Source organism: Herbaspirillum sp. SJZ099, from assembly GCF_007828355.1.
Taxonomy (GTDB): domain Bacteria; phylum Pseudomonadota; class Gammaproteobacteria; order Burkholderiales; family Burkholderiaceae_D; genus Herbaspirillum.
This window is the reverse complement of sequence record NZ_VIUO01000001.1, coordinates 427,981-451,995: the sequence shown is the minus strand read 5'-3', so window position 1 is coordinate 451,995 and position 24,015 is coordinate 427,981. Positions and strand designations below refer to the sequence as shown.

Annotated in this window: 15 protein-coding genes, 2 tRNA genes and 1 pseudogene; 3 read left to right on the top strand and 15 right to left on the bottom strand. The window is 65.0% G+C overall.

What is annotated here, in order from left to right; genetic code table 11:
- Positions 1-46: 46 nt before the first annotated feature.
- The 7 genes and pseudogenes from FB597_RS01900 to FB597_RS01870 form a co-directional block, all read right to left on the bottom strand.
- Positions 47-1,816, bottom strand: coding sequence for a methyl-accepting chemotaxis protein (locus FB597_RS01900; protein WP_144767830.1), 1,770 nt, complete (start codon positions 1,814-1,816; stop codon positions 47-49).
- Between the two features lie 251 nt (positions 1,817-2,067).
- Positions 2,068-3,179 (bottom strand): annotated as a pseudogene (locus FB597_RS01895) (lactonase family protein).
- Between the two features lie 139 nt (positions 3,180-3,318).
- Positions 3,319-4,884, bottom strand: a complete 1,566-nt coding sequence (garD, locus tag FB597_RS01890) for a galactarate dehydratase (protein WP_141913138.1) — start codon at positions 4,882-4,884, stop codon at positions 3,319-3,321.
- A 61-nt stretch (positions 4,885-4,945) separates the two neighbouring features.
- Positions 4,946-6,289, bottom strand: a complete 1,344-nt coding sequence (locus tag FB597_RS01885) for an MFS transporter (RefSeq protein ID WP_144767828.1) — start codon at positions 6,287-6,289, stop codon at positions 4,946-4,948.
- 561 nt (positions 6,290-6,850) lie between these two features.
- Entirely contained in the window at positions 6,851-8,158 is a 1,308-nt protein-coding gene (locus tag FB597_RS01880; protein ID WP_255517054.1) for an MFS transporter, read from the bottom strand.
- Positions 8,159-8,249: 91 nt separating this feature from the next.
- Positions 8,250-9,278, bottom strand: a complete 1,029-nt coding sequence (locus FB597_RS01875) for a 4-hydroxythreonine-4-phosphate dehydrogenase PdxA (protein WP_144767826.1) — start codon at positions 9,276-9,278, stop codon at positions 8,250-8,252.
- Positions 9,279-9,398: 120 nt separating this feature from the next.
- Entirely contained in the window at positions 9,399-10,409 is a 1,011-nt protein-coding gene (locus tag FB597_RS01870) for a LysR family transcriptional regulator (protein WP_144767824.1), read from the bottom strand.
- Between the two features lie 118 nt (positions 10,410-10,527).
- Here FB597_RS01870 and FB597_RS01865 point away from each other — a divergent pair, with 118 nt between their 5' ends.
- Positions 10,528-11,589 (top strand): permease, encoded by a 1,062-nt coding sequence (locus FB597_RS01865; RefSeq protein WP_144767822.1) that lies wholly within the window; start codon positions 10,528-10,530, stop codon positions 11,587-11,589.
- 15 nt (positions 11,590-11,604) lie between these two features.
- Here the strand turns inward: FB597_RS01865 and mnmH are convergent, their stop codons facing one another.
- The 5 genes from mnmH to FB597_RS01840 form a co-directional block, all read right to left on the bottom strand.
- The gene (mnmH, locus tag FB597_RS01860) at positions 11,605-12,696 is read right to left on the bottom strand and encodes a tRNA 2-selenouridine(34) synthase MnmH (RefSeq protein WP_141913135.1); all 1,092 of its coding nucleotides are present in this window, start codon (positions 12,694-12,696) and stop codon (positions 11,605-11,607) included.
- Positions 12,696-13,730 (bottom strand): selenide, water dikinase SelD, encoded by a 1,035-nt coding sequence (selD, locus tag FB597_RS01855; RefSeq protein ID WP_144767820.1) that lies wholly within the window; start codon positions 13,728-13,730, stop codon positions 12,696-12,698. The genes mnmH and selD overlap by 1 nt, the downstream gene beginning before the upstream one ends.
- A gap of 186 nt (positions 13,731-13,916) precedes the next feature.
- Positions 13,917-13,992: transfer RNA gene (locus FB597_RS01850), tRNA-Asn, on the bottom strand.
- Between the two features lie 212 nt (positions 13,993-14,204).
- A tRNA-Asn gene (locus FB597_RS01845) sits at positions 14,205-14,280 on the bottom strand.
- A 136-nt stretch (positions 14,281-14,416) separates the two neighbouring features.
- Positions 14,417-15,634 carry an amino acid aminotransferase gene (locus tag FB597_RS01840; RefSeq protein ID WP_141913133.1) on the bottom strand — a complete coding sequence of 406 codons (1,218 nt, stop codon included), beginning with the start codon at positions 15,632-15,634 and terminating at the stop codon, positions 14,417-14,419.
- Between the two features lie 332 nt (positions 15,635-15,966).
- Between FB597_RS01840 and uvrB the strand changes: the two genes are divergently transcribed.
- On the top strand, positions 15,967-18,048 hold the full coding sequence (uvrB, locus tag FB597_RS01835; protein ID WP_144767817.1) for an excinuclease ABC subunit UvrB: 2,082 nt from the start codon (positions 15,967-15,969) through the stop codon (positions 18,046-18,048).
- Positions 18,049-18,243: 195 nt separating this feature from the next.
- Positions 18,244-19,044, top strand: coding sequence for a uracil-DNA glycosylase (locus FB597_RS01830; protein WP_144767815.1), 801 nt, complete (start codon positions 18,244-18,246; stop codon positions 19,042-19,044).
- Positions 19,045-19,070: 26 nt separating this feature from the next.
- On the opposite strand, the gene FB597_RS01825 is transcribed toward FB597_RS01830, so the two are convergent.
- From FB597_RS01825 to FB597_RS01815, 3 genes are all read right to left on the bottom strand, one after another.
- Positions 19,071-20,939 (bottom strand): methyl-accepting chemotaxis protein, encoded by a 1,869-nt coding sequence (locus FB597_RS01825; protein WP_144767812.1) that lies wholly within the window; start codon positions 20,937-20,939, stop codon positions 19,071-19,073.
- Positions 20,940-21,115: 176 nt separating this feature from the next.
- The gene (locus FB597_RS01820) at positions 21,116-23,110 is read right to left on the bottom strand and encodes a methyl-accepting chemotaxis protein (RefSeq protein ID WP_144767810.1); all 1,995 of its coding nucleotides are present in this window, start codon (positions 23,108-23,110) and stop codon (positions 21,116-21,118) included.
- A 550-nt stretch (positions 23,111-23,660) separates the two neighbouring features.
- Entirely contained in the window at positions 23,661-23,915 is a 255-nt protein-coding gene (locus FB597_RS01815) for a hypothetical protein (RefSeq protein WP_144767808.1), read from the bottom strand.
- Positions 23,916-24,015 lie beyond the last annotated feature (100 nt).

Sequence of the window (24,015 nt, the reverse complement as noted above, 5' to 3'; positions counted from 1 at the left end):
TCGCAACGAAGGTTTTTTTATGGGCATACCCGCCATCCCGGCCGGATCAGAACTCTTCCCAATCCTGGCTATCGTCCCTGGCGCGGCTGCTGCCGCCTGCCGGCTGCGGTGCGGCCCCGGACAGCTTGGGGGCGCTGGTCGGCGCCGCTTTTCCTGGCGCCGGGGCCGATGGCGCAGCCGGCGTTGCTGCTGGCGCCGCCGCCGGGATGCTCTTGGCTGCGACCTTGGCCGCAGGCGCCGGGCGCACCGGCACGGCCTGGTGGTTGGCATCGATCTTGAAGATGCTCACCGCCCCCACCAGGTTGGTCGCCTGCGACTGCAGCGATTGCGCGGCGGCGGCGGCCTGCTCCACCAGCGCGGCATTCTGCTGGGTCACCTCGTCCATCTGCGCAATGGCCTGGTTGACCTGCTCGATGCCGGTACTTTGCTCACGGCTGGCCTCGGCGATCTCGCCGACGATGTCGGTCACGCGCCGCACGCTGTCGACCACATCGCTCATGGTCATGCCGGCCTGCTCCACCAGTTGGCTGCCGGCGTCCACCTTGGACACCGAATTGTCGATCAGGGTCTTGATCTCCTTGGCCGCCGCTGCCGAGCGCTGCGCCAGCGAACGCACTTCCGAGGCCACCACCGCGAAGCCGCGCCCCTGCTCGCCGGCGCGGGCCGCTTCCACCGCCGCGTTCAACGCCAGGATATTGGTCTGGAATGCGATGCCGTCGATCACGCTGATGATGTCGACGATCTTGCGCGAAGATGCATTGATGGCCTGCATGGTATCGACCACCTGCGCCACCACTTCGCCGCCGCGGCTGGCGGTGGTCGAAGCCGAATGCGCCATCTGGTTGGCCTGCATGGCGTTCTCGGCATTCTGGCGCACGGTGCCGGTGAGTTGCTCCATCGATGCGGCAGTTTCTTCCAGCGAGCTGGCCTGCTGTTCGGTGCGCGAAGACAAATCCAGATTGCCGGCCGCGATTTCCCTGGCGCTGGTATCGATGCTCTCCGAACTGCTGCGCACGCGCGAGACGGTATTGAGCAGGCTTTGCTGCATGCTGCGGATCGCCGAGAACAGGCGGCCGATCTCATTGCTGCTATGGACATCCACCCTGGCGGTAAGGTCGCCGTTGGCAACCTGGTCGAGCAGGTGCACTGCGCGATTGAGCGGCGTGAGCACGATATTGCGCAACATGAAATGCACCGCCAGCACCAGCGCCAGCGCGCCGGCCAGCCCCACCGCCACCAGCCACAGCACCAGTTTGTATTCCTTGTCGCGCTGGTCGGCGGTCTGGTCGTTCAATTGCATCGCCAGCGCCTGGTACTTCTCCAGCGCCGCCGAGAAGCGGCCGCCGCCCGGATTGATCTGCTTGTCGTTGAGTTCGAAATAGCCGGCGGCGTCATCCGCCTTGAGCAAGTCGCCGGCCTTCTTCAACAGATCCGACAAGGCCTTGGCCGAGTCGATCAGTTCCGCCTTGAGCGCCGGATCCTGGCCCGGCAGGTCAGGCAACCTGGCAAAGTCATCCATGGTCTTCAAGCCGCGTTCATACGTGGTCTGCGCACTCTTGAAAGCCGACTCCCTGACGCTGGCCTCGTTCTTTTCCTTCAGGTTGGCATAGGCGCGCGTCAACGCCGAACGCGTGCGCGTGGTGTCCTTATAGGCATCGTTGACGAGCAAGGTGCGCTCGGCAATCAGATGCACGAACTCGGTCGCCTGGTTGGCCCGGCCCAAGGCAAAGATGCCGACGCCGGCGCCCACTACGATCATGCATGAAAATAACGCCAGCGCGCCCATCAGGCTGAAGCGAACCGTTACATTCCGCATTCCCACTCTCCACTTAATTTTTTGGCAACAAGATTGATCAAGGACCTGGCAGCAGAAGATATCGCAAGCCCCCGTCCACCAATATCACGGTCAACTGGCGAAAACGCCCTTGTTTCCCCATTAGGCGCGTTATGCCGCGGGCGAACGTCCCCCGCATCGATTTTGCAATGCGGATTCGCGCCCCGACCTGTCCTGGATCAAAGCGCATGCAGATAGCCCGCAAAGAGTTGCAACCGTAACCGGAGGATGGCTCAGGGCAGGTCGATGATTTCGACCCAGTTCGGATTGCGCCCCAGCGTATAGCGGAACAAGGGCGTCAGCGCGCCGCTGGCGCGGTCGATGGCGTAGCTGGTCAGCGCGTTGGACTTCTGCCCCACCGCCAGCAGGAAGCGCCCTTGCGGGTCGATGTTGAAACCGCGCGGCTGGGTTTCGGTCGGGAGGTTGGCCAGGCGCGTCAGTTTGCCGCTGGCGGCATCGACGCCATAGCTGGTCAGCGTGCTGGAGGTGCGTTCGCTGGCGTAGAGGAAACGGCCGTCGGGCGTGAGGTGGAGGTCGGCCGTGGCCAGTTGCTCGCTGCTCTTGAAACCGTCGGGCAAGGCCGAGTCGGTCGCCGCCAGCTTGAGCGTGCCGGCCTTGGCATCGTAGGCGTAAGTGTTGACGGTGCCGTCCAGCTCGTTGGTGGAATAGACGAAACGCTTGTCGTTGGCGAACACGAAATGGCGCGGGCCGGCGCCGGCTTTGGTGGCCACCGCTGGCGGGTCGTTCGGCGCCACCTTGCCGGTGGCGGCATCGAAGCGGAACTGCAGGATCACATCGCTGCCGAGATTGGAGGCGAACAGGAACCGGTTGTCGGGATCGACCTGGGCCGAATGCGCATTCTTGCCGGTCGGGATCACCGCCAGCGCCGGCGCCTGCACCGCGCCATCGGCGCCGATGGCGTTGACCGAGATCTTGTGGCCGGTGTACGAAGCCGCGAACAGGAACCTGCCGCTCCTGTCGGTGGCGATATTGGCCATGTTGTCGGCCAGCGGCGCCGTGGCCAGCGCCTTGAGCTTGCCGCTGGCCTGGTCGATCGCATAGCTGGTCACCGAATACGGCTGCCCGCGCAACGAAGCGTACAGGAAGCGATGGTCCGGGCTGATCGCCAGCGGCATCACGGTGCTGCCAGTGGCGACCTTGTCGACCAGGTTGAGGCTGCCGTCGGCGTTGAGCTGCAGCACGTAGATGTCCTGGCTGTGGCGTTGGCAACGTAGGCGATGGTGGCCGCGCCGGCCTGGGCGGCCGCCAGCGTCAGGGCCGACGCCGCAAGGGCGGCGGCAAGGCGGCGGGATGTGCTGGATGTGGATGAGGCGTGCTTGGACATGGCGTCTCCTTCAAGGATGCTTGTTGTTGGCGTACGCAAACCTCTGCGCACAATGGCCGCGCATGGCTTGCTGCTTTCTTCTCTGCTGCTGGAACGGATAATACAAAAGGATCCGCAAGCGGATCCTTTTTCTGGCACATCAAGTCACCGGCGCCGGGTTGAACAGGGTCAGCGCATTGTGCAGCTTCCATTGTTCGGCCCAGGTCTTCTTGCCGCTGGCCACGTCCAGCATCAGCTGGAACAGCTCCCAGCCGACGTCTTCGATGCTGGCCTCGCCGCTGGCGATGCGGCCGGCATTGACATCCATCAGGTCATGCCAGCGGCGCGCCAGGTCGTTACGGGTGGCGACCTTGATCACCGGCACCGCAGCCAGGCCGTAAGGCGTGCCGCGGCCGGTGGTGAAGATGTGCAGGTTCATGCCGGCGGCCAGCTGCAGCGTGCCGCAGATGAAGTCCGAGGCCGGCGTGGCGGCGTAGATCAGGCCCTTCTGGCGCAACTTGTCGCCCGGCGCCAGCACGCCCGAGATCGGGCTGCTGCCGGACTTGACGATCGACCCCATGGCCTTCTCGACGATGTTGGCCAGGCCGCCCTTCTTGTTGCCGGGCGTGGTGTTGGCGCTGCGGTCGACGCCGCCTTGCTTCAGGTAATTGTCGTACCAGTCCATCTCGCGGATCATGGCCTGCGCCACTTCCTCGTTGACGGCGCGCGAGGTCAGCTGGTCGATGCCGTCGCGCACTTCGGTCACTTCCGAGAACATCACCGCGGCGCCGGCGCGCACCAGCAGGTCGGTGGCGAAACCCACGGCCGGGTTGGCAGTCACGCCGGAGAAGGCATCGCTGCCGCCGCACTGCACGCCGACCACCAGGTCGGAGGCCGGACAGGTTTCGCGGCGGCGCTTGTCCAGCTCGGCCAGGCGCGCCTCGGCCATGCGCATGATGGAATCGATCATGGAGTGGAAGCCGACGTGTTCCGCATCCTGCAGGCAGACCACGTAGGGTTCGCCCTCCTTGTGGATCGGGATCATGTTTTCCGGCAGCAGGCGGTTGGGCTGCAGCTTTTCGCAACCGAGGCTGACCACCATGGCCTGGCCGCCGAAGTTGGGGTTAAGGCTGATGTTGCGCAGCGTGCGGATCGGAATGCCGGCATTGGGCGCGTCGATGGCCACGCCGCAGCCGTAGGTATGCTCCAGCGCCACCACGTCTTCCACGTTCGGATACTTGGGCAGCAGTTCGGCTCGGATGCGCTTGACCGCATGCTCGACCACGCCGGCCACGCACTGCACGGTGGTGGTGATGGCCAGCAGGTTGCGCGTGCCGACCGAACCGTCGGCGTTGCGGTAGCCCTCGAAGGTATAGCCTTCCAACGGCGGCTGCGGCGCCGGCTTTCTGGTGGCGATGGGCAGGTTGTCCAGCTCGCGCGCCGGCGGCATGCGCACCAGCGATTCCTCGATCCAGCTGCCTTTGGGGATGTCGCGCACGGCGTAGCCGATGGCCACGTCGTAGCGCACGATGGGCTCGCCCTGCTTCAAGTCGCGCAGCGCGATCTTGTGGCCTTGCGGCACGCGGTCGACCAGGGTCAGGCCGTCGGGAAACACGGTGCCGGCCGGCAGGCCGCCGTCGTTGACGACGATGGCGACATTGTCGGTGTCGTTCATCATGATGTAACGCGGGCTGGCGGCGGCGCTGGCGATGGTATCGGTGCTCATGCTGTTTTCCATTAAAACGAAAAAGGCGGCCCGGCTTTGCAGGGGCCGCCGATACTGCGGATCAGGCGTCTTTCAGTTCAACGCGCTTGATTTCCTTGACGATGACAAGGTAGCTGATCACGGTGATCAGGGCATTGACGCCGACGAACACCAGCGCGCCTGCAAAGGAACCGGTTTCCTTGACGATGTAGCCGATCACGATCGGGGTGGTGATGCCGGCCACGTTGCCGAACATGTTGAACAGGCCGCCCGACAGGCCGACGATCTGCTTGGGCGCGGTGTCGGCCACCACGGCCCAGCCCAGCGCGCCCACGCCCTTGCCGAAGAAGGCCAGCGCCATGATGCCCACCACCATCCACTGCGCATCCACGTAGTTGCACAGGATCATGGTCATCGACAGCAGCATGCCGCCGACGATGGGAATCTTGCGCGCCCAGGTCACCGAGAAGCCGCGCTTGATCAGGCGGTCCGAGATGAGGCCGCCGACCACGCCGCCGATGAAACCGCACACCGCCGGGATCGATGCCACGAAACCGGCCTTGAGGATCGACATGCCGCGTTCCTGCACCAGGTACACCGGGAACCAGGTCAGGAAGAAATAGGTGATCACGTTGATGCAGTACTGTCCGATATATACGCCCAGCAGCATGCGGTTCGACAGCAGTTGCTTGATGTACCCACGGCCTTTGGTCGAGGGCGCCGCCACCTTCCGGTTATCCATGTCGACCAGGCCGCCGCCCTGCTCGATATGCGCGAGCTCGGCCTGGTTGATCATCGGGTGATCCTTGGGGCTGTAGATGATCCGGCTCCAGATCCCCGCCAGCACCAGGCCGAAAATGCCCATCACGGTAAACACATGGTGCCAGCTGAACGCATGGACGATCCACGCCATCAGCGGCGTAAACAGCACCGCCGCAAAGTACTGCGCGGAATTGAAGATGGCCGAAGCGGTGCCGCGCTCATTGGTCGGAAACCAGGCGGCGACGATGCGGCCGTTGGCCGGGAACGACGGCGACTCCGCCAGCCCCACCATGAAGCGCAGCAGGAACAGCGACACCACGGCCGCGGCCGTACCCATCCAGGTCACCCCCGCCTGCAGGATGGTGAAGACCGACCACAGGGCGATGCTCCACATGTAGATCTTCTTGGAACCGAAGCGGTCCAGCAGCCACCCGCCCGGCAATTGCGCCAGCACGTAAGCCCAGCTGAAGGCTGAAAAGATGTAGCCCATGGTCACCGGGTCCAGGCTCAGCTCGCTCTTCATCGCCGAACCGGCGATCGACAACGTGGCGCGGTCGGCATAGTTGACCGTGGTCACGATGAACAGCATGAACAGAATCAGATAACGGACATGGCTGGCCTTGACCGCTCCCGCGGCAGCCGCCGTGATATTGCTTTGCGCCACTTTTTTCTCCAGATCTCGTCTCGCCTTCAAGGATTCGCTGCCCAGGCTCCGCGGCTGTCCCATGCATGCGGCGCCGGATCATGCCGGACAACCATGGCTGGGAAAACGGACGAGGATGGGCGGGCGTCTCTCTTTAGCGTTTTGTTTTAATGAAGGGATATTAATTGTTATAAGACATCGTACAACAATTGGAGCGAGTATATCAGGAGTCCATGCTTTGGCAATAGGCTTGTCGGGACACCCTCGAAAAATGATCGAATGGCCCGATTCGCTTGCTGGAAAGGCTCTACAGCGCCCCTCACCCCTCTCATTCCCAAGGGCATTGAAGCGCCAGGATGCATGCGTGGCAAACCGTGTAGCCCGGCCGTAAAACAACGCTTGGCCAGGTATTCGCCCGAAGTTGTATGACAAGATCTATACATAGCCATCCTCATCTCCAGCTGGCGACATGCGCACTGCGCAATACCCCGGCAGGCAATAAAAAAGGGAAAGGCAAACGCCCTTCCCCAACCAAACGTTGCAGCCACCAGGGCCGCAACCAGTTTTCTCGCTGCCTGCGCTTCAGCCGTGCGCGTATGCCTTCTTGGGCAGACCCGCATCAAGGTGGTCGATATCGCGATCCGGGCGCATGGCCAGCGTGGACACCGCCCCGATCAGCAGGAACACGCCCGAACCGACGAAAGGCAGACTCCAGTTGCCGGTCATGTCGACCACCGCGCCGAACACCAGCGGCGAGAGGATGGTCGCCAGCGCGGCGCCGGTATTGAGCATGCCGCTGGCGGTGCCGGCGAATTTCGGCGCCACATCCATCGGTACTGCCCAGATCGGCCCGATGGTCAGTTCCAGCATGAAGAATGCGCCCGACAGGCACCATACGACCACGTTCACGTCATGGCTCATCATCACCGGGATCAGGAAACCGAAGGTGCCCAGCAGGCTCACCGCGATCACGCCCTGGCGGGCCAGGCGCAGGTTGCCGTATTTCTTCAGCACGCGGTCGCTGATCAGGCCGCCGGTGACATCGCCCACCACGCCGGCGAAGAACACGCCGGAAGCGAAGATGGCGGATTTCTTCAGGTCCAGGTGATAAGCGTTCATGAAGAAGATCGGCACCCAGCTGAAGAACAGCGTGTTGGTCCACACCTGGCAGAAGTAGACGAAGATGGTCGGCGACATGCGGCGCAGGATCTTCTTCCACGGCGTCGCCTCGCCGTTGGCGGCGGCGGTACTGGTGTGCTCCGGCAGCTTGGCCAGTTCGGCCTCATTGATGGATCGGTGCTCGCGCGGGTTGTCCTTGTAATAAAAGGCCCAGATGAAGATCCACACCGCGGTCAGCACGCCGACGATGACGAAGGCGGCGCGCCACGAATGCAGCGCGATCAGCACCGCCACGATCGGCGGCGCCACCGCATTGCCCAGGCGCGAGAATGAGTGCGTGATGCCCTGCACGAAACCGCGGTCCTTGCGCGTGAACCAGTTGGCGATGGCGCGCGCCTGGGCCGGCAGCGCCGCGCCCTCGCCGATGCCCAGCAGCAGGCGCGCCAGCACCAGCGAAACCAAGCCGCTGACGAAGCCGGTGGCGACCGTCGCCACCACCCAGATCGAACCGCAGAAGATCAGCGTCTTCTTGGCACCCAGCTTGTCGGCAAACCAGCCGCCGATGATCTGGAAGATCGCATAGGTATAACCGAAGGCCGAAAACGCCAGCCCCAGCGTGGTATTCGACAGGCCCAGCTCGTCCTTGATCGGCCCGGCGGCGGCGGCCAGGTTGACGCGGTCGAGATACAGGATGAATGACATGGCGCAGAAGATCGCCAGCATGATCTTCTGTACGTGGGTCGCCTGCCCGTGGTTGATGTTGGTTTGCATGGTCTCCTCGCCTCTGTGGACGTTGTTGCAGCGCCGGCCCGTTGACCGGTGCTCGGCGCCAGTTGTTGGTGGTAGTAGCTTCAGACTCGGTTCAGACGCGCTCTGCGGCGCGCGTGCTGCCCATCCGGCAAGCCAGCGCGAAGGCATTGGCCATGGCCGTCGGCTTGGCGATGCCCTGCCCCACGATGTCGTAGGCGGTGCCGTGCGCCGGGGTGGTGATGGGAATCGGCAAGCCGCCTTCCACCGTCACGCCGACGTCGAAGCCCAGCAGCTTGGTCGCGATCTGGCCCTGGTCGTGGTACATGGTGACGATGCCGTCCAGCTTGCCGGCCCTGGCGCGCAGGAAGATGGTGTCGGCCGGGTACGGGCCTTCCGACGGGCAACCGGTGTCGGCCGCCAGCTTGATGCCGGGTTCGATGACATCAATCTCTTCGCGGCCGTAGTTGCCGTTGTCGCCGTTGTGCGGGTTGAAGCCGCACACGCCGATGCGCGGGTTCGGGTTGCCGGCGGCGCGGAAGGATTCGGTCAGCATGCGGATGGCGGCAGCCACGCCTTCGGGCGTGAGGTGCGAGGACACATCCTTCAGGGGCATGTGCGAGGTCACGCGGCCGGTCCACAGGTCATCCAGGATATTCAACTCTCCGCACAGGCCGTTGTAGTCGAGCAGCTTGGCGAACCAGCGCATCTCGTCTTCCTCGTGCATGCCGCCACGGCGCATGGCGCCCTTGTTCAGCGGCGCGAAGCACAGCGCGTCGGCGCGCCCTTCGGCCACCATGCGCGCGCCCAGCGTGAGCGACTCGAGGATGAACTGGCCGTTGGCTTCGGCGGCAACGGCCGGCGCGTACTGCGTGCCCTGCTGCGCCCAGTCGACGATCTGCAGCCAATCCGATGCTGGCGGCAGCGGCAGGCCGGTCGCCTGGGCCGCGCGCGCCAGCGCCGGCGTGTTGCCGATCAGGCTGATGTCGGCGCGGGCGGCCGTGGCCGGATCGGCCAGCAGGCGCAACACCAGCTCGGGGCCGATGCCGGCCGGGTCGCCGACGGTCAGTGCAATGCGCGGCTTATGTTGCTTGTGCGGCTTGCTCGGCGCGGATGCGGAAGATGGGGATGCTGCGATGGACATGCCTGCTCCTGGGTCTCGTGGTTCTCGTGTCTGTTCGGGCCGCCCGCTGCGTGAGCGCATGGCGCACTCTTGCGGGACGTTGGCCGAACTATACGAGCGGCAGGCGCCGCGATTCCATCGCTATTTCGCTGAAGCTGGTTTCGCGTTTTGCGAAACCGGACGGGAAACCTTGCCAGGCTTGGCTGCCCTGACAGCAGAGGCGGCCAGCATGGCGGCCACCGCCATGCCCGAACCCGACATCGCATGCACCGGCTGATGGCACAGCACGAAACGGCGCGTGGCCCACTCCCCTTCCACCGGCACGGTCTTGAAACGGTTTGCGCCGACCAGCAGGTCGGCCACCTTGTCCGGCATCAGGCCGATGCCGATGCCCTGCGCGATCATCGCCGCCATGCTGTGGAAGCTGCGCACCATGATGCGCATGTGCAGCACCTGGCTGCTCTGTGCCGCCAGGCGTCCCAGCGACAGCGACAAGGCGGCGCCTTCGGACAGGCCGATCACCTCGTGCGGCAGGATGTCTTCGAGCGCGGCGCGCCGCTTCTTCGCCAGCGGATGGCCGTGCGGCACCGCCAGCACCAGGCGATCTTCGCGGTAAGCCTGGGTCGGCAGCATGGTGCCGCCCAGGGTACTTTCATAAATGCCGATATCGGCCACGCCGCGCGTGACCGCCTCCAGCACGCCCTGGCTATTGGCTTCCAGCAGGTCGATCTTGATGCCCGGATATTGCTCCTGGCACAGCCGGATATCCTGCGCCAGGAATTGCAGCACGGCCGAGGTGCATGCCGCCAGCCGCACCACGCCCATGTTGCCCTGGCGGAAAGCGGTAGCGTCATCCTGCATGCGCGCCACCGAATGCATCATGCTGCGCACATGCGCCAGCAGCGCGCGCCCGGCGTCGGTCAGCGCCATGCCATGCGGCAGGCGTTCGAACAACGCAATGCCGAACTGCGCCTCGAATTCCTGGATGCGCCGCGAGGCCGCCGCCGGCGCCAGGAAGATGCGCTCGGCAGCCTTGGTCACCGCGCCCAGCTCGGCGGTGGCCTCGAACAGGCGCAGCGTGGTCAGGTCGAAATGGAGGCGGTCGAGGGTGGCGGCAATGGCCGTGGCGACGGATTCTGGACTGGCGGGCATGGCTGCGGGCGATGGCGGTCAATGGCTGGAGATTGCCGCTATTCTACGCGCCGCCGCCAGCCGCACGCCGGGCTGGTATCATGCGCGCATTCTTATATCCGCCAAACCGCAACACGACATGAACAGCTCTCCTTCCCTGCAGCCGCCCGCAGCGCGCGGCGCTTCCGCCTGGCTCAAACCCGCCCTGTTCCTGCTGGTGGCAGCAGTCGGCCTGTACTACGTCAAGTGGTCGCCTTACTACCTGAAGTCCTTCATCGCCGCCGACAAGCACAGCATCGGCAGCTCCATCCTGGCCAATGCGCCGACGTCGCCGTGGGCGGCGGCGCTGGAATATGCCGGCGTGTATTTCCTGGCGATCTGGAAGGCGGCCGTGCTGGGCGTGTTGCTGGGGTCGCTGGTGCAGGTGCTGGTTCCGCGCGACTGGCTGTTGCGCATGTTCGGCCGCGCCGGCCTGGGCTCGGTCCTGCGCGGCGGCCTGTTCGCGCTGCCGGGCATGATGTGCAGCTGCTGCGCCGCGCCGGTGGTGGCCGGCATGCGCCGCCAGCAAGTGTCGGTGGGCGCCGCGCTGGCGTTCTGGATCGCCAACCCGGTGTTGAATCCGGCCACGCTGGTGTTCATGGGCTTCGTGCTGGGCTGGGATTTCGCCGCGCTGCGGCTGGTCGCCGGGCTGCTGCTGGTGGTGGGGGTATCGCTGGTCGCGCAACGCATTTCGCAACCGGAAGCGTTGCCGCAGGCAGCGCTGGAAGCGGTAGCGCAGGCAGAGGCATCCGAACCGCGCGGCTTCCTGGCGCGCTGGGCGCAAAAGCTGTGGCAGCTGTTCTGGAGCACCGTGCCGGTCTACATCGTCGCCGTGCTGGCGTTGGGCGCGGCGCGCGTCTGGCTGTTTCCGCAGGTGGACGCGGCGATGGGCAACAGCCTGCTGTGGATTGTCGCGCTGGCGGTGATCGGCACGCTGTTCGTGATCCCTACCGCGGCCGAGATTCCCATCGTGCAATCGATGCTGGCGCTGGGCCTGGGCGTCGGCCCGGCGGTGGCGCTGCTGCTGACGCTGCCCAGCATCAGCCTGCCTTCGCTGCTGATGCTGCGCAAGTCGTTCACGCCCAAGGTATTGGTGACGGTGGCGCTGCTGACTATGCTGGTCGGCGTGGCCAGCGGCCTGGTCGGAATGCTCGTCCTTTAAATCCCTTACATCCTTTTAAGGACGGTAGCGGCGCAGGAAATCCACCACTTCGGACTGGTTTCCTGCGAACAGCAGGCGCGAGCGCCTGGACTCCCGCTGGTAGTCGTACATCGGATCGTAGTACTCGCTCAGCAGGCTGCCGATCCAGGCGCGGTGCAGGTCGATCGCGCCATCCTTCTCCTGGCGCGCAAGCGCGTCCTCCATCAGTTGCCGCAAGCGCCGGTAGCGCTCGTCGCCGAGCCGCCTGGACAGCTTGCCCAGCGCCGTCAACAGATGCTCGCGGTAGCGCGCAAAACCGTTCTCCGCATCCAGCCCCGCATATTCCGCGCTCAGTCCGCTGACATAGTCGCGCAGAATGCGCTCGATACGCCCCTCGCGGCTGTCTTCCAGCCACACCAGGGGGAATTTCTGCATGCCCTGGTGCAGCGACAGCGGCAAGGCGCAGGTGCCGATCAGGCGGCTCTCGTCTTCCAGCGCGAACCAGGCGTGGCCGCGCGCCTGCTGCTTGATCAGCGCAATCGCCAGGCGATGCTCGAAGTCGATCGGCGACGGCTGGGCGGTGGCATGCTTGCCGAAGCTGGAACCGCGATGATTGGCGTAGGCTTCCAGGTCCAGCGCGTTGTCCAGCTGGGCCAGCACGTCGGTCTTGCCGCAGCCGGTCATGCCGCCGACCACCACGAAACCGGCGCTGGCTACCGCCTGCTCTACCGCCTCCATCAGGAAATGGCGCATCGCCTTGTAGCCGCCGGCCACGCGCGGATAGGCGATGCCGGCCTCGGACTTCAGCCATTGCTGGGTGATGCCCGAACGCAGGCCGCCACGAAAGCAATACAGGCAGCCCTCGGGATGGGCGCGCGCGAAGTCGGCCCAGGCCTGGATACGCGCTTCCTTGACGGCGCCGCTGACCAGCTCGTGCCCCAGCTTGATGGCGGCCTCCTGGCCCTGCTCCTTGTAGCAGATGCCGACCGCCTGGCGTTCGTCGTCGTTCATCAGCGGCAGGTTGGCCGCCGTCGGAAAGGCGCCCTTGCCGAACTCGACCGGGGCCCGCGCGTCCAGCATCGGCGTGTCGCCGGTGAACAGGGCGCGGCTGGGCTGGATATCTTCCATCAGACGACCTCGACCGCGTAACGCTGTCGTTCCACCAGCTCGCCGATGGGCGCCAGCTCCAGGCCCAGCGCCGCGGCGGCGGCCAGGAATTCGGGATTGGCGTCGAGCTTGACCGCCACCAGCAAACCGCCGCTGGTCTGCGGATCGCACAGGAGGTTCTTCTGGGTTTCGCCGATGGGGCCGATCTTGGCGCCATAGCTGTCGTAGTTGCGGCCGGTGCCGCCCGGCACGCAGCCTTCGGCCAGGTAATGGGCCACGCCCGGCAAGCTTGGCACGCGCGCGTAGCTGATGCGGGCCGACACGCCGCTGCCCTCGCACATCTCGACCAGGTGGCCGAGCAGGCCGAAGCCGGTGACGTCGGTCATCGCCGCCACCCCGGGCAACTTGCCGAAGCGGCTGCCTGCCTTGTTCAGCACGCACATCCAGTCGCGCGCCGCGCCCACGTCTTCGGCGCGCAGCTTGCCCTTCTTCTCTGCGGTGGTGAGGATGCCGATGCCCAACGGCTTGGTCAGGTACAGCAGGCAGCCGGCGCTGGCGGTGTCGTTGCGTTTCATGTGGCGCTTGTCGACCACGCCGGTCACGGCCAGCCCGAAGATCGGCTCGGGCGCATCGATGGAATGGCCGCCCGCCAGCGGGATGCCGGCGGCGTCGCAGGCGGCGCGGCCGCCGCGCACCACTTCGCGCGCCACTTCCGGGGCCAACACATTGACCGGCCAGCCGAGGATGGCGATGGCCATCAGCGGGTCGCCGCCCATGGCGTAGATGTCGCTGATGGCATTGGTGGCGGCGATGCGCCCGAAGTCGAACGGATCGTCGACGATGGGCATGAAGAAATCGGTGGTGGAGACCACGCCGCGTTCGTCGTCCAGCGCATAGACGGCCGCGTCGTCGCGCGAGGCGTTGCCGACCCACAGCTTGGGATCGAGATTCTGCGCGCCGCTGCCGGCGAGGATGACTTCCAGCACCTGCGGCGAGATCTTGCAGCCGCATCCGGCGCCGTGGCTGTACTGAGTGAGGCGGATGGGGTCACCCATGGCAATGTCCTGAAAGGTCGGGGGGATGCCGATTCTAGCAGCGTTTACGGGTGCGGGCAGGCGCCGCGCACGGATGCGAACCAGGCCCCAAGCGCGCGCCAGCTGCGGAATCATTGGGTATCGTCCCGTCGGGACGAAAAACAGAAAGCCCCGCAAGACGATGGTCTTGCGGGGCTTCGAATTTCGTGGCTCCCCGACCTGGACTCGAACCAGGGACCTGCGGATTAACAGTCCGTCGCTCTACCGACTGAGCTATCAGGGAACAGCTGAGGGCGCGATTATGAACGAATTTTTCTTGCGCCGCCAGAGTGCGCGGAAGAAATTTTTTACATCATTCGACAATCGCCGCTGCGCTGAAGCCGGAGGCTTCCCCCATGCGCAACCGATGGCTTCATCCCGCCCGGAAACCTCGTGCCCCGGATGGCGGATGAATTGAAAAAGCCCCGCAGAAGACTGCGAGGCTTTTGAATTTTTTGGCTCCCCGACCTGGACTCGAACCAGGGACCTGCGGATTAACAGTCCGTCGCTCTACCGACTGAGCTATCAGGGAACAGCTGAGAAAAAGATTATGACCGGTTTTTCACTTCCTGTCAAAAACTTTTTTCAGCCGGGCCGCTTTTCCCCTATGAAACCGGGGGCAGCGGCGCCGGCTATCCCTTGTCTCAAGCCCTTGTCTGCCAGACGGCTTAGAGCACCTTGGCGATGGCGTCAGCCACCGCGTCGATGTTCTTGGTGTTGAGCGCGGCCACGCAGATGCGGCCGGTGTCGACGGCGTAGATCGAGAACTCGTTGCGCAGGCGGTCCACTTGCGCCTTGGTCAGGCCCGAGTACGAGAACATGCCGCGTTGCTTGATGACGAAGTCGAAGTCATGGGCCGGGGCCTTTTCCTTCAGCTTGGCCACCAGCAGCTGACGCATTTCACGGATACGCACGCGCATTTCGGACAGTTCGTCTTCCCACAGCTTGCGCAGTTCGGGCGAGGCCAGCGCGGTGGCCACGACCTGGCCGCCGTGGATCGGCGGGTTGGAGTAGTTGGTGCGCACCACGCGCTTCAATTGCGACAGCACGCGGGCCGCCTCTTCGGCGCTGGCCGCGGCGATCGACAGCGCGCCAACGCGCTCGCCGTACAACGAGAACGACTTCGAGAACGAGTTGGAGACGAACAGCGGGCCGCCGGCTTCGGCGAAGCGGCGCACCACCTTGCCGTCTTCTTCGATGCCGTCGCCGAAGCCCTGGTAGGCCATGTCCAGGAACGGCACCAGGCCGCGCGAAGTCACGACTTCGATGACCTGGGTCCACTGGTCGGCGGTCAGGTCGGCGCCGGTCGGGTTGTGGCAGCAGGCGTGCAGCAGCACGACCGAGCCGGACTTCATGGTCTTGAGGGCATCCAGCATGCCGGCGAAGTTCACGCCGCGGGTGGCGGCGTCATAGTAAGGATAGGCATTGACCTTGAAGCCGGCCATTTCGAACAGCGCGCGGTGGTTTTCCCAGCTCGGGTCGCTGATCCAGATTTCGGTGCCGGCCGGCGAGAAATGCTTCAGGAAGTCGGCGCCCAGCTTCAGCGCGCCGGTGCCGCCCAGGGCTTGCACGGTGATCGCACGCTTTTCCGTCACCACGGCGCTGCCGGCGCCGAACACCAGTTCCTGCACGGCGCGGTCATACGTCGCCAGGCCGTCGATCGGCAGGTAGGTACGCGGGGCCAGCTTGGCCGCCAGTTCCGCTTCCGCCTTCTTCACGCATTCCAGCAGCGGCACCTTGCCGTTGTCGTCGTAGTAGACGCCCACGCCCAGGTTGGTCTTGGCCGGGTTCTTGTCGGCGTTGTAGGCTTCGGTGACGCCCAGGATGGGGTCGCGCGGCGCCATTTCGATGGCGGAAAACAGGGAGGCGGAGACAGGTGCGTTCATCGTGATAACATGAAAAGTTAGCTGCAACGGAGCGCTGCAGGAGTGGATGGGTGCATGGCCGAGCTTGCCAGCCCTGCACCGTTTTGCAACATCGCATTCTAGCAAATCCCGATGCCTAATCACAGATACAGGCAGGTGTAAAACCAGGCTGAATCTGCATGCTTTCATGCAGAAATGACATATCCGCCGCCATTGCGCCTTGAAGACGGCGCCGCCGCCTGCATCTGTGACGCATTCACGCGTCCGGTATTTCCGGCCTGCAACGCCCTCTTTTCAGGCATGCGGCCGCACCGGAGCAGGCAAACCTCAACCGAAGCGGGTTACCGACCACCATGGCTGAACTGACAACGATTACCCCCGAACTCGACGACAGCAAGTTCGTCACCTTCCCCGATTCGCCCTACAAGCTCTACCAGGTGTTCCCGCCGGCCGGCGACCAGCCCGCCGCGATCGAAAAGCTGGTCGAAGGCGTCAACGACGGCCTGTTCTTCCAGACCCTGCTGGGCGTGACCGGCTCCGGCAAGACCTACACCATGGCCAACACCATCGCCCGCCTGGGCCGGCCGGCCATCGTGTTCGCCCCCAACAAGACGCTGGCCGCGCAGCTCTACAGCGAGTTCCGCGAGTTCTTCCCGCATAACGCGGTGGAATACTTCGTCAGCTACTACGATTACTACCAGCCGGAAGCCTACGTGCCGCAGCGCGACCTGTTCATCGAGAAGGATTCCTCGATCAACGAGCACATCGAGCAGATGCGCCTGTCCTGCACCAAGTCGCTGATGGAGCGGCGCGACGTGGTGATCGTGGCGACCGTGTCGGCCATCTACGGTATCGGCAATCCCAACGAATACCACCAGATGATCCTGACCCTGCGCGCCAGGGACAAGGTGGCCCAGCGCGACGTCATCGCGCGCCTGATCCAGATGCAGTACAAGCGCAACGAGACCGACTTCGGCCGCGGCACCTTCCGCGTGCGCGGCGACACCATCGACGTGTTCCCGGCCGAGCACGCCGAGCTGGCGGTGCGCATCGAGATGTTCGACGACGAGATCGACAGCCTGCAACTGTTCGACCCGCTCACCGGCCGCGTACGCCAGAAGATCCCGCGCTTCACCATCTATCCCGGCTCGCACTACGTGACGCCGCGCTCGACCGTGCTGCGCGCCATCGAGACCATCAAGGACGAGCTGCGCGAGCGGCTGGAATTCTTCCGCAAGGAAAACAAGCTGATCGAGGAGCAGCGGCTGGAGCAGCGCACCCGCTTCGACCTCGAAATGATGACCGAGATCGGCTTCACCAAGGGCATCGAGAACTACTCGCGCCACCTCTCCGGCGGCAAGCCGGGCGACCCGCCGCCGACGCTGGTGGACTACCTGCCGCCGGACGCGCTGATGTTCCTGGACGAGTCGCACGTGCTCATCGGCCAGTTGAACGGGATGTACAACGGCGACCGCGCGCGCAAGGTCAACCTGGTGGACTATGGTTTCCGCCTGCCTTCGGCGCTGGATAACCGGCCGCTGAAGTTCGACGAGTTCGAAAAGAAGATGCGCCAGACGATATTCGTCTCCGCCACCCCGGCCGATTACGAAAACAGCCGCGCCGACCAGGTGGTCGAGCAGGTGGTGCGCCCGACCGGCCTGGTCGACCCGATTATCTCCGTGCGCCCCGCCACCACGCAGGTGGACGACCTGATGCAGGAAATCACCGACCGCGTGGCCAAGGACGAGCGCGTGCTGGTGACCACGCTGACCAAGCGCATGGCCGAGCAGTTGACCGAGTTCCTGTCCGACAACGGCATCAAGGTGCGCTACCTGCACAGCGACATCGACACGGTGGAGCGCGTGGAAATCATCCGCGACCTGCGCCTGGGCACCTTCGATGTGCTGGTCGGCATCAACCTGCTGCGCGAAGGCCTGGACATTCCGGAAGTCTCGCTGGTGGCGATCCTGGATGCCGACAAAGAAGGCTTCCTGCGCTCCGAGCGCAGCCTGATCCAGACCATCGGCCGCGCCGCCCGCAACCTCAACGGCATGGCCATCCTGTACGGCGACAAGGTCACCGACTCGATGCACAAGGCGATCGGCGAAACCGAACGCCGCCGCGCCAGGCAGGTGGCCTTCAACGAGGCCCACGGCATCACGCCGACCGGCATCAAGAAGGAAATCCGCGAACTGATCGACGGCGTGTTCAACCCGTCCGAGGCGCGCGCCGAGCTGATGGTGGCGCAGGAGCAGAAGAACTACGAAGCCATGAGCGAGAAGCAGATCAGCAAGGAAATCAAGCGCCTGGAAAAGCAGATGCAGGAGCACGCCAAGAACCTCGAGTTCGAAAAGGCGGCAGCCGCGCGCGACCAGTTGCACCTGCTCAAGCAGCAATTGTTCGGCGCGCCGGGGAGTGATACGGCGGTGGCTTGACGCCACGGCCAGCGAACCTTCGATACGCGCCTGCGGCGCTACTCAGGACGAACGGTAGCCAATCCTGCAAGCCTCGCATTCCAAATGCCGTTCGGACTGAGTAGCCCGAAGGGCGTATCGAAGGCGCGCCACCGAAGGCGGTATAAAATGCCGCCACTCTCCCGAACCGGCCGCCTACATCAACACAAAAGATCCATGACCACGCCCTCCCCCGCCCTCCCCGCCGACCTGCTGGGCCTGATCCAGACCGCCGATCCCTCCTGGCACGCCACGCTGCGCGAGGGGCTGGAGGCGATCGCCCAGGCCGACCCGGCCTACCTCGGCGTACTGGCGCAAGACCGCTACCTGCCCACCGAAGGCCGCATCTTCGCCGCCTTCAGGCAGCCCATGGATAAAGTGAACTATGTGCTGGTAGGCGAAGGCCCCTATCCGCGCGCGGCCAGCGCCACCGGGGTGTGCTTCATGGATGGCGCGGTGGGTTCGCTCTGGTCGGACAAGGGCTTGTCCAAGCAGGTCAACCGCGCCACGTCATTGCGCAATTTCATGAAGATGCTGCTGGTGGCCGACGGCGCGCTGCAGGCCGGCAATACCAGCGGCGACGCGCTGGCCGGCATTGCCGCCCGGGCCCAGGCCGACCCGCAAGGCACGATCCAGACCCTGGCCGACCTGCAATCCAACCTGGAGGCGCAGGGCTTCCTGCTGCTCAACGCCAGCCTGGTGTTTCGCGAACACGTGGCGCCCGCCAAGGATGCCCGCGCCTGGAAACCCTTCTTCGAGACCGTGCTGCGCAGCCTCGCCCAACACGCCGCGGCGCGCGGCGCGGCGCTGCCGACGCTGGTGTTGTGGGGCAAGATCGCCGAGCAGTTGCACAGCCTGCCGCTGGTCCAAGCCTTCCCGCGCGCGGTGGCCGAACATCCCTACAACCTGAGCTTCATCGAACACAGCGGCATGCAACGATTGTTTGGCGACATGCGCCTGCTGGCCCGGCGCGCCTGAGCGCGCTGGCAACCAGCCCGACGCGTTCAGCCCTGCAGCGATGGCGCCGCTGCGCCCGGCTCCGCACCCGGCGCGGCCCGGAAGAACTGCACCAGTTCCAGCAAGCCATAGGCCTGCTCCCGCATCTGCTGCGCGCTGGCAGACAAGCGGTTCGATGTGTCGGCGTTGTATTGCAGCGAACCGGAAAACTGCTCGACGGCGATATTGATCTGCGCCAGGTCGCGCGCCTGCTGCTGCGATGTGCTGCTGATGCGCGCCACCAGTTCGGCCGTATGGCGGATCGACGGCACCAGCTGGTTCAATAATTCGCCGGCCTGTTCCGCCGTCTGCAGGCTGTTTCCCGTGAGTGCCGACACATCCTGCGCGGCCCCCTGCGAATGTTCGGCCAGCTTGCGCACCTCCGCGGCGATCACCGCGAATCCCTTTCCTTCTACCCCGGCGCGCCCGGCCTCGATACCCGCATTCAAGGCCAGCAGATTGGTGCGATAGGCGATATCGTCGATATAGCGCACCGATGCCGCGACGTCGCGCATGGCCGCCACCGTGGACGATACCGCATGGCATCCTTGCTGCGCCTCGGCGCTGGATTTCTCGGCGATCCTGGCGGTTTGCGCCGAATGCTCATTGTTCTGGTAGATCGCCTCGCTGACGGTGCGCATGGCGGTGGAGGTTTCCTCGATGCTGGCCGCCTGTTCCTGGGTGGCATTGGCGATCGCCAGGGAAGCGTCGTGCAATTGCCCGGCAACCGTGCTCAAGGCACCGGCCCGTGCCTGCAATTGGCCAACGACATGCGACAGCGTGCCGGACATGTGATGCATGGCCGCCAGGATGCTGCTGCAGTCGCCCTTGCGCACGCTGCCGGCCGGCGCCAGTTCCCCGCGCGCCACCCGCTTGGCGATCTCGGCCACCTGGTCGAGGTCGCCGCCGACCCGGCGCAGGATGCGCAGGCTGATGGCCAGCAGCAGCCCCGCCGTCAGCAGCATGGCTCCAAGCGCGCCCGCCGCCAGCATCCACATCGTGCGTTCGGCCTGCCGCAGCAGCGCCCCGGCCTGCGCGCCGATCGCCTCGAGCTGGGCCGCCTGCAGCTGTTGCAGGGCATCGATGTGGCGGCTGGCCACATCGAACCACGCTTGCGCATCGAGGCCATCGAACTGGCCGCGCAATGCGGCCTCCCGCAATTGCTGCAAGCGGCGCGCCGGCGGCGCATCCTGCACCGCCTGGTAGCGGTCGCGCATCTCGGGCGCGGCGAACATCAACAGTTGCCGTGCATCCCTGGCCTGGTTGCTGCCGGCGGCGAGGACCCGGTCGCGCTGGCCATCGGCATAGGCGCCGGCACTGATGGCGCCATTGAGCAGCCCGCGCTCGCGCGCCGCTTCCTCGGTCAGGCTGGTCAAGGCTTGCGATGCCAGCACCATGTCTGTCAGCTCGGGCACCCGCATGCCGCGCATCAGGTTGCCGGCACGCCCCATGACATCCTGGATCAGGCCGCTGTAGCGCTCGAACAGCGCTCCCGCCGCCAACGCGCGCCCATCGATATCGCTTCGCAGTTGCTGCAGCTTTTGCCGCAGCTGCGAGGTTTCGTCCACCCCGGCCTGGTTCAGGACCCGCCCGGTCTGCTGGCGGGCAACAGCCACCGCGCGCTGCGCCTCGTCGGCCGCGGCGCCGCCGTCCTGGGCCGTGCCCAACCAGCCATTGCTGCGGCCGCGTTCGACTTGCAAGACCCCGATCAGGGCATCATACGAACCGATCTGCCGCACCTCGGCCTCGACCACCTGCATATGCCCGACGGTCTTGGCGGCCTCATGCACGGCATGCGCGCACAGCAACAGGAATCCCAGCATCGGCACTGCGGCCAGCGCCAGCAACTGTGTCTGCAGCCTGAGCTTGAACACCATGACTTCCCCCTCTTATAAAAATCGCCGCCCTCCGGCAATGCCTGCATCAAGCCTGCAAAAGCCGTTCCACCGCCTTCGCCGGGGCGCCAGCTTCAATCATATTGCCCACGAAGAATCCCCGCCAATAAAATGAAACCCGGCGCCAGGCCGGGTTATGTGCTTGCGGCGCCCGGGCGTCAGAATTCTTCCCAGTTGTCGCCTTCGTCCGACTTCGGCTTGGCCGGCGCCGCTGCGGCCCGGGGCGCGGCGGCCTTGACCGCAGGCAACGCCGCCGCCGTCGCCGGCTTGGCAATGGCCGGCTTCTGCGGCCCCGCCACCGCAGCCGGGGTCGTGACCGGACGCGCCGGCGCCGCCGGACGCTGCAACGGGATGGCCTGCAGGTGGCTTTCGTCCAGCTTGAATCCGGCCACCACACCGGCCAGATGCGCCGCCTGCTCCTGCAGCGACTGGGCGGCGGCCGCAGCCTGCTCCACCAGCGCCGCATTCTGCTGGGTAGCCTCGTCCATCTGCGTGACGGCGCGGCCTATCTCGGCGATCCCCGAACTCTGTTCCTGGCTGGCGGCGCTGATCTCGCCGACGATATCGGTCACCCGGCGCACGCTGGCCACCACTTCGGTCATGGTGTTGCCGGCCTGGTGCACCAGGGCGCTGCCGACTTCGACCTTGTGCACGGAATCGTCGATCAGCCCCTTGATTTCCTTGGCGGCGGTGGCGCTGCGCTGGGCCAGTGAACGCACCTCCGACGCCACCACCGCGAAGCCCCTGCCCTGTTCGCCGGCGCGCGCCGCTTCCACCGCGGCATTCAACGCCAGGATATTGGTCTGGAATGCGATGCCGTCGATCACGCTGATAATGTCGACGATCTTGCGCGAAGAATCGTTGATCGAGCTCATGGTGTCGACCACTTTCCCCACCACTTCCCCGCCCTGCACCGCCACTTCCGAGGCCGACACCGCCAGCTGGTTGGCCTGGCGGGCGTTATCGGCGTTCTGCTTGACGGTGGAGGTCAGTTGCTCCATGGCCGAGGCGGTCTCCTCCAGCGAACCGGCCTGCTGCTCGGTGCGCCCGGAAAGATCGAGGTTGCCGGAGGCGATCTCGCCGGACGATGTTTTCACCGATTCGCTGGCGCGGCGGATTTCCAGCAGGGTCGTCGAAATCTTGTCGGCAAAGCGATTGAAGGCGCCCGAGATCTGCGACAGCTCGTCGCGCCCCTGGGTATCCAGGCGGCGCGTCAGGTCGCCCTCGCCGGAGGCGATATCTTCCATCACATCGCGCACCACGCCCAGCCGGCGCAACATGCCGGTGATGGTCAGCGTCAGCAGCGCCGCCGCCGCCGCAATGGCCAGTACCGCCAGCACGAGCGACATGGTCATCAGCGCGCGGATCGACTGGGTGGCCTCGACGTAGTCGAGCGCCACGGCCAGCGACCAGTCGGTCCCCTCGATGGGCCGCACGAACAGCAGGTAGCGGGCGCCGCCGATGCTGGCCTCGCCGCCTTGGCCGGTGGACGCCAGCGATTGCGCGCTCAGGTTCTGGTCGAGCGCGGATACCGGCTTCAGCGCCAGCTCTTTGTTGGGATGGGTGACGATCGTGCCGTCCTTGCCGACGATGAAGGCGAAGCTGCCCGGCGTAGGCTTGATGCCGGCGACGTTGCGCACCACGTTGTCGAGCTGCACATCGGAGCCGACCACTGCCTGCAGGTTGTCCTTGCCGCCCACGGCTTCGGCAAAGGTCACCACCAGCTTGCCGGTGGTCGCATCCACATACGGCGCGGTCAGCACCGGCTTGCCGGCGTTCACCGCCTGCTGGTACCAGGGCCGCGAGGTCGGGTCGTAGCCGGGCGGCATGGGATGCAGCGCCAGCATGCGCTTGTCGGGATAGCCGATGTAGGCGTCGTCGAAGGCGCCCGCTTCCATCGCCGCGGCGACGATGGGCAGCACGTCCTCCTGCTTGAGCGCCTGTTTCATGGAAGCGGTGATGGTGCGCTTGCTGCGCACCCATTCGGCGATGTTGGCGGCGTGACTGTCGGTCAGTTGGGCGGTCTGGGCCTGCAATGCCGCCAGGGTATCGCGCCGCACGGTAAAGATATTGGCGGCGGAAAGGACGATCATGGCGACCGCCACGATCAGGACACAGATCACGATCAAACGTGCGCGTAACGACGACAGCATGGCTTTCCCCTTGGATGACGATGCAAGACAATGGAACATCTGATGTTGTAGTCGACGCCTGCACGCGGCTGCCGCCGGCATGACCGGCGCTCCGCGCGGCAATGTTGCGCGATTCCCCTCGGCAACATCGGCCCACACGGCGATCCTTCCTGCGAACCAATATAGCAGCGGCTTATTTCAATGTCATTGCGAACCGAGGCTGCATCGCAACAATGGCGATGCAGCAATACGGTCATACGACACGATACGGGAGGAGGAAAACAACAAACCCCGCGTCAGCGGGGTTATGGCGGGATACCGATAGGGGATGCGGCGTCAAGGGCTGCTTGCGCCTGCTGGCATCTGCGGGTTCGGACGGGATATCGATCCGGTTCGTCCGCGGCTCCATCCATCGGAAGATAGGGAGCCGCTCTCTTCTCTATGGCGTCGCGGCTGGCGGGTCCGACAGCTTGCAGCATGTAATTTCATGCCTGGCTTGCGGCTTCATGCCTGGCTTGCCGGCCTCGATAGCGCGGCGGCACTCCGGTACATCCTGTCCTGCGGACTTGCCTCAGATCTGCGATTGCAGCTTCCATACGGCTTGCAGGTGGCCGTTTTCCAGTTGGCGCAGGCGGTTTTCCAGCTCGACATGGTCTTCCACGCCGTCGAAATAGGCTGCGTCGTGCAGTTCGGAGGCATCGTTGCGCACCGGTTGCAGTGCGTGGGCGGCGATGATGCGCTGGACGGCGAACTTGGCCAGTTCGACCAGGGCGCGCAAATTGTTAGAAAAACCGGCATCTTTTACAAATATACTAACGGTAGACATGGTCTTCACTCACTGTTAAACGTTTCGATAGTTGAAGAGTAGGGTCGCTCCCGTCTTTTGCAAAGCAACATTTTCCGACACCAATATAAGTTTTTCTAAC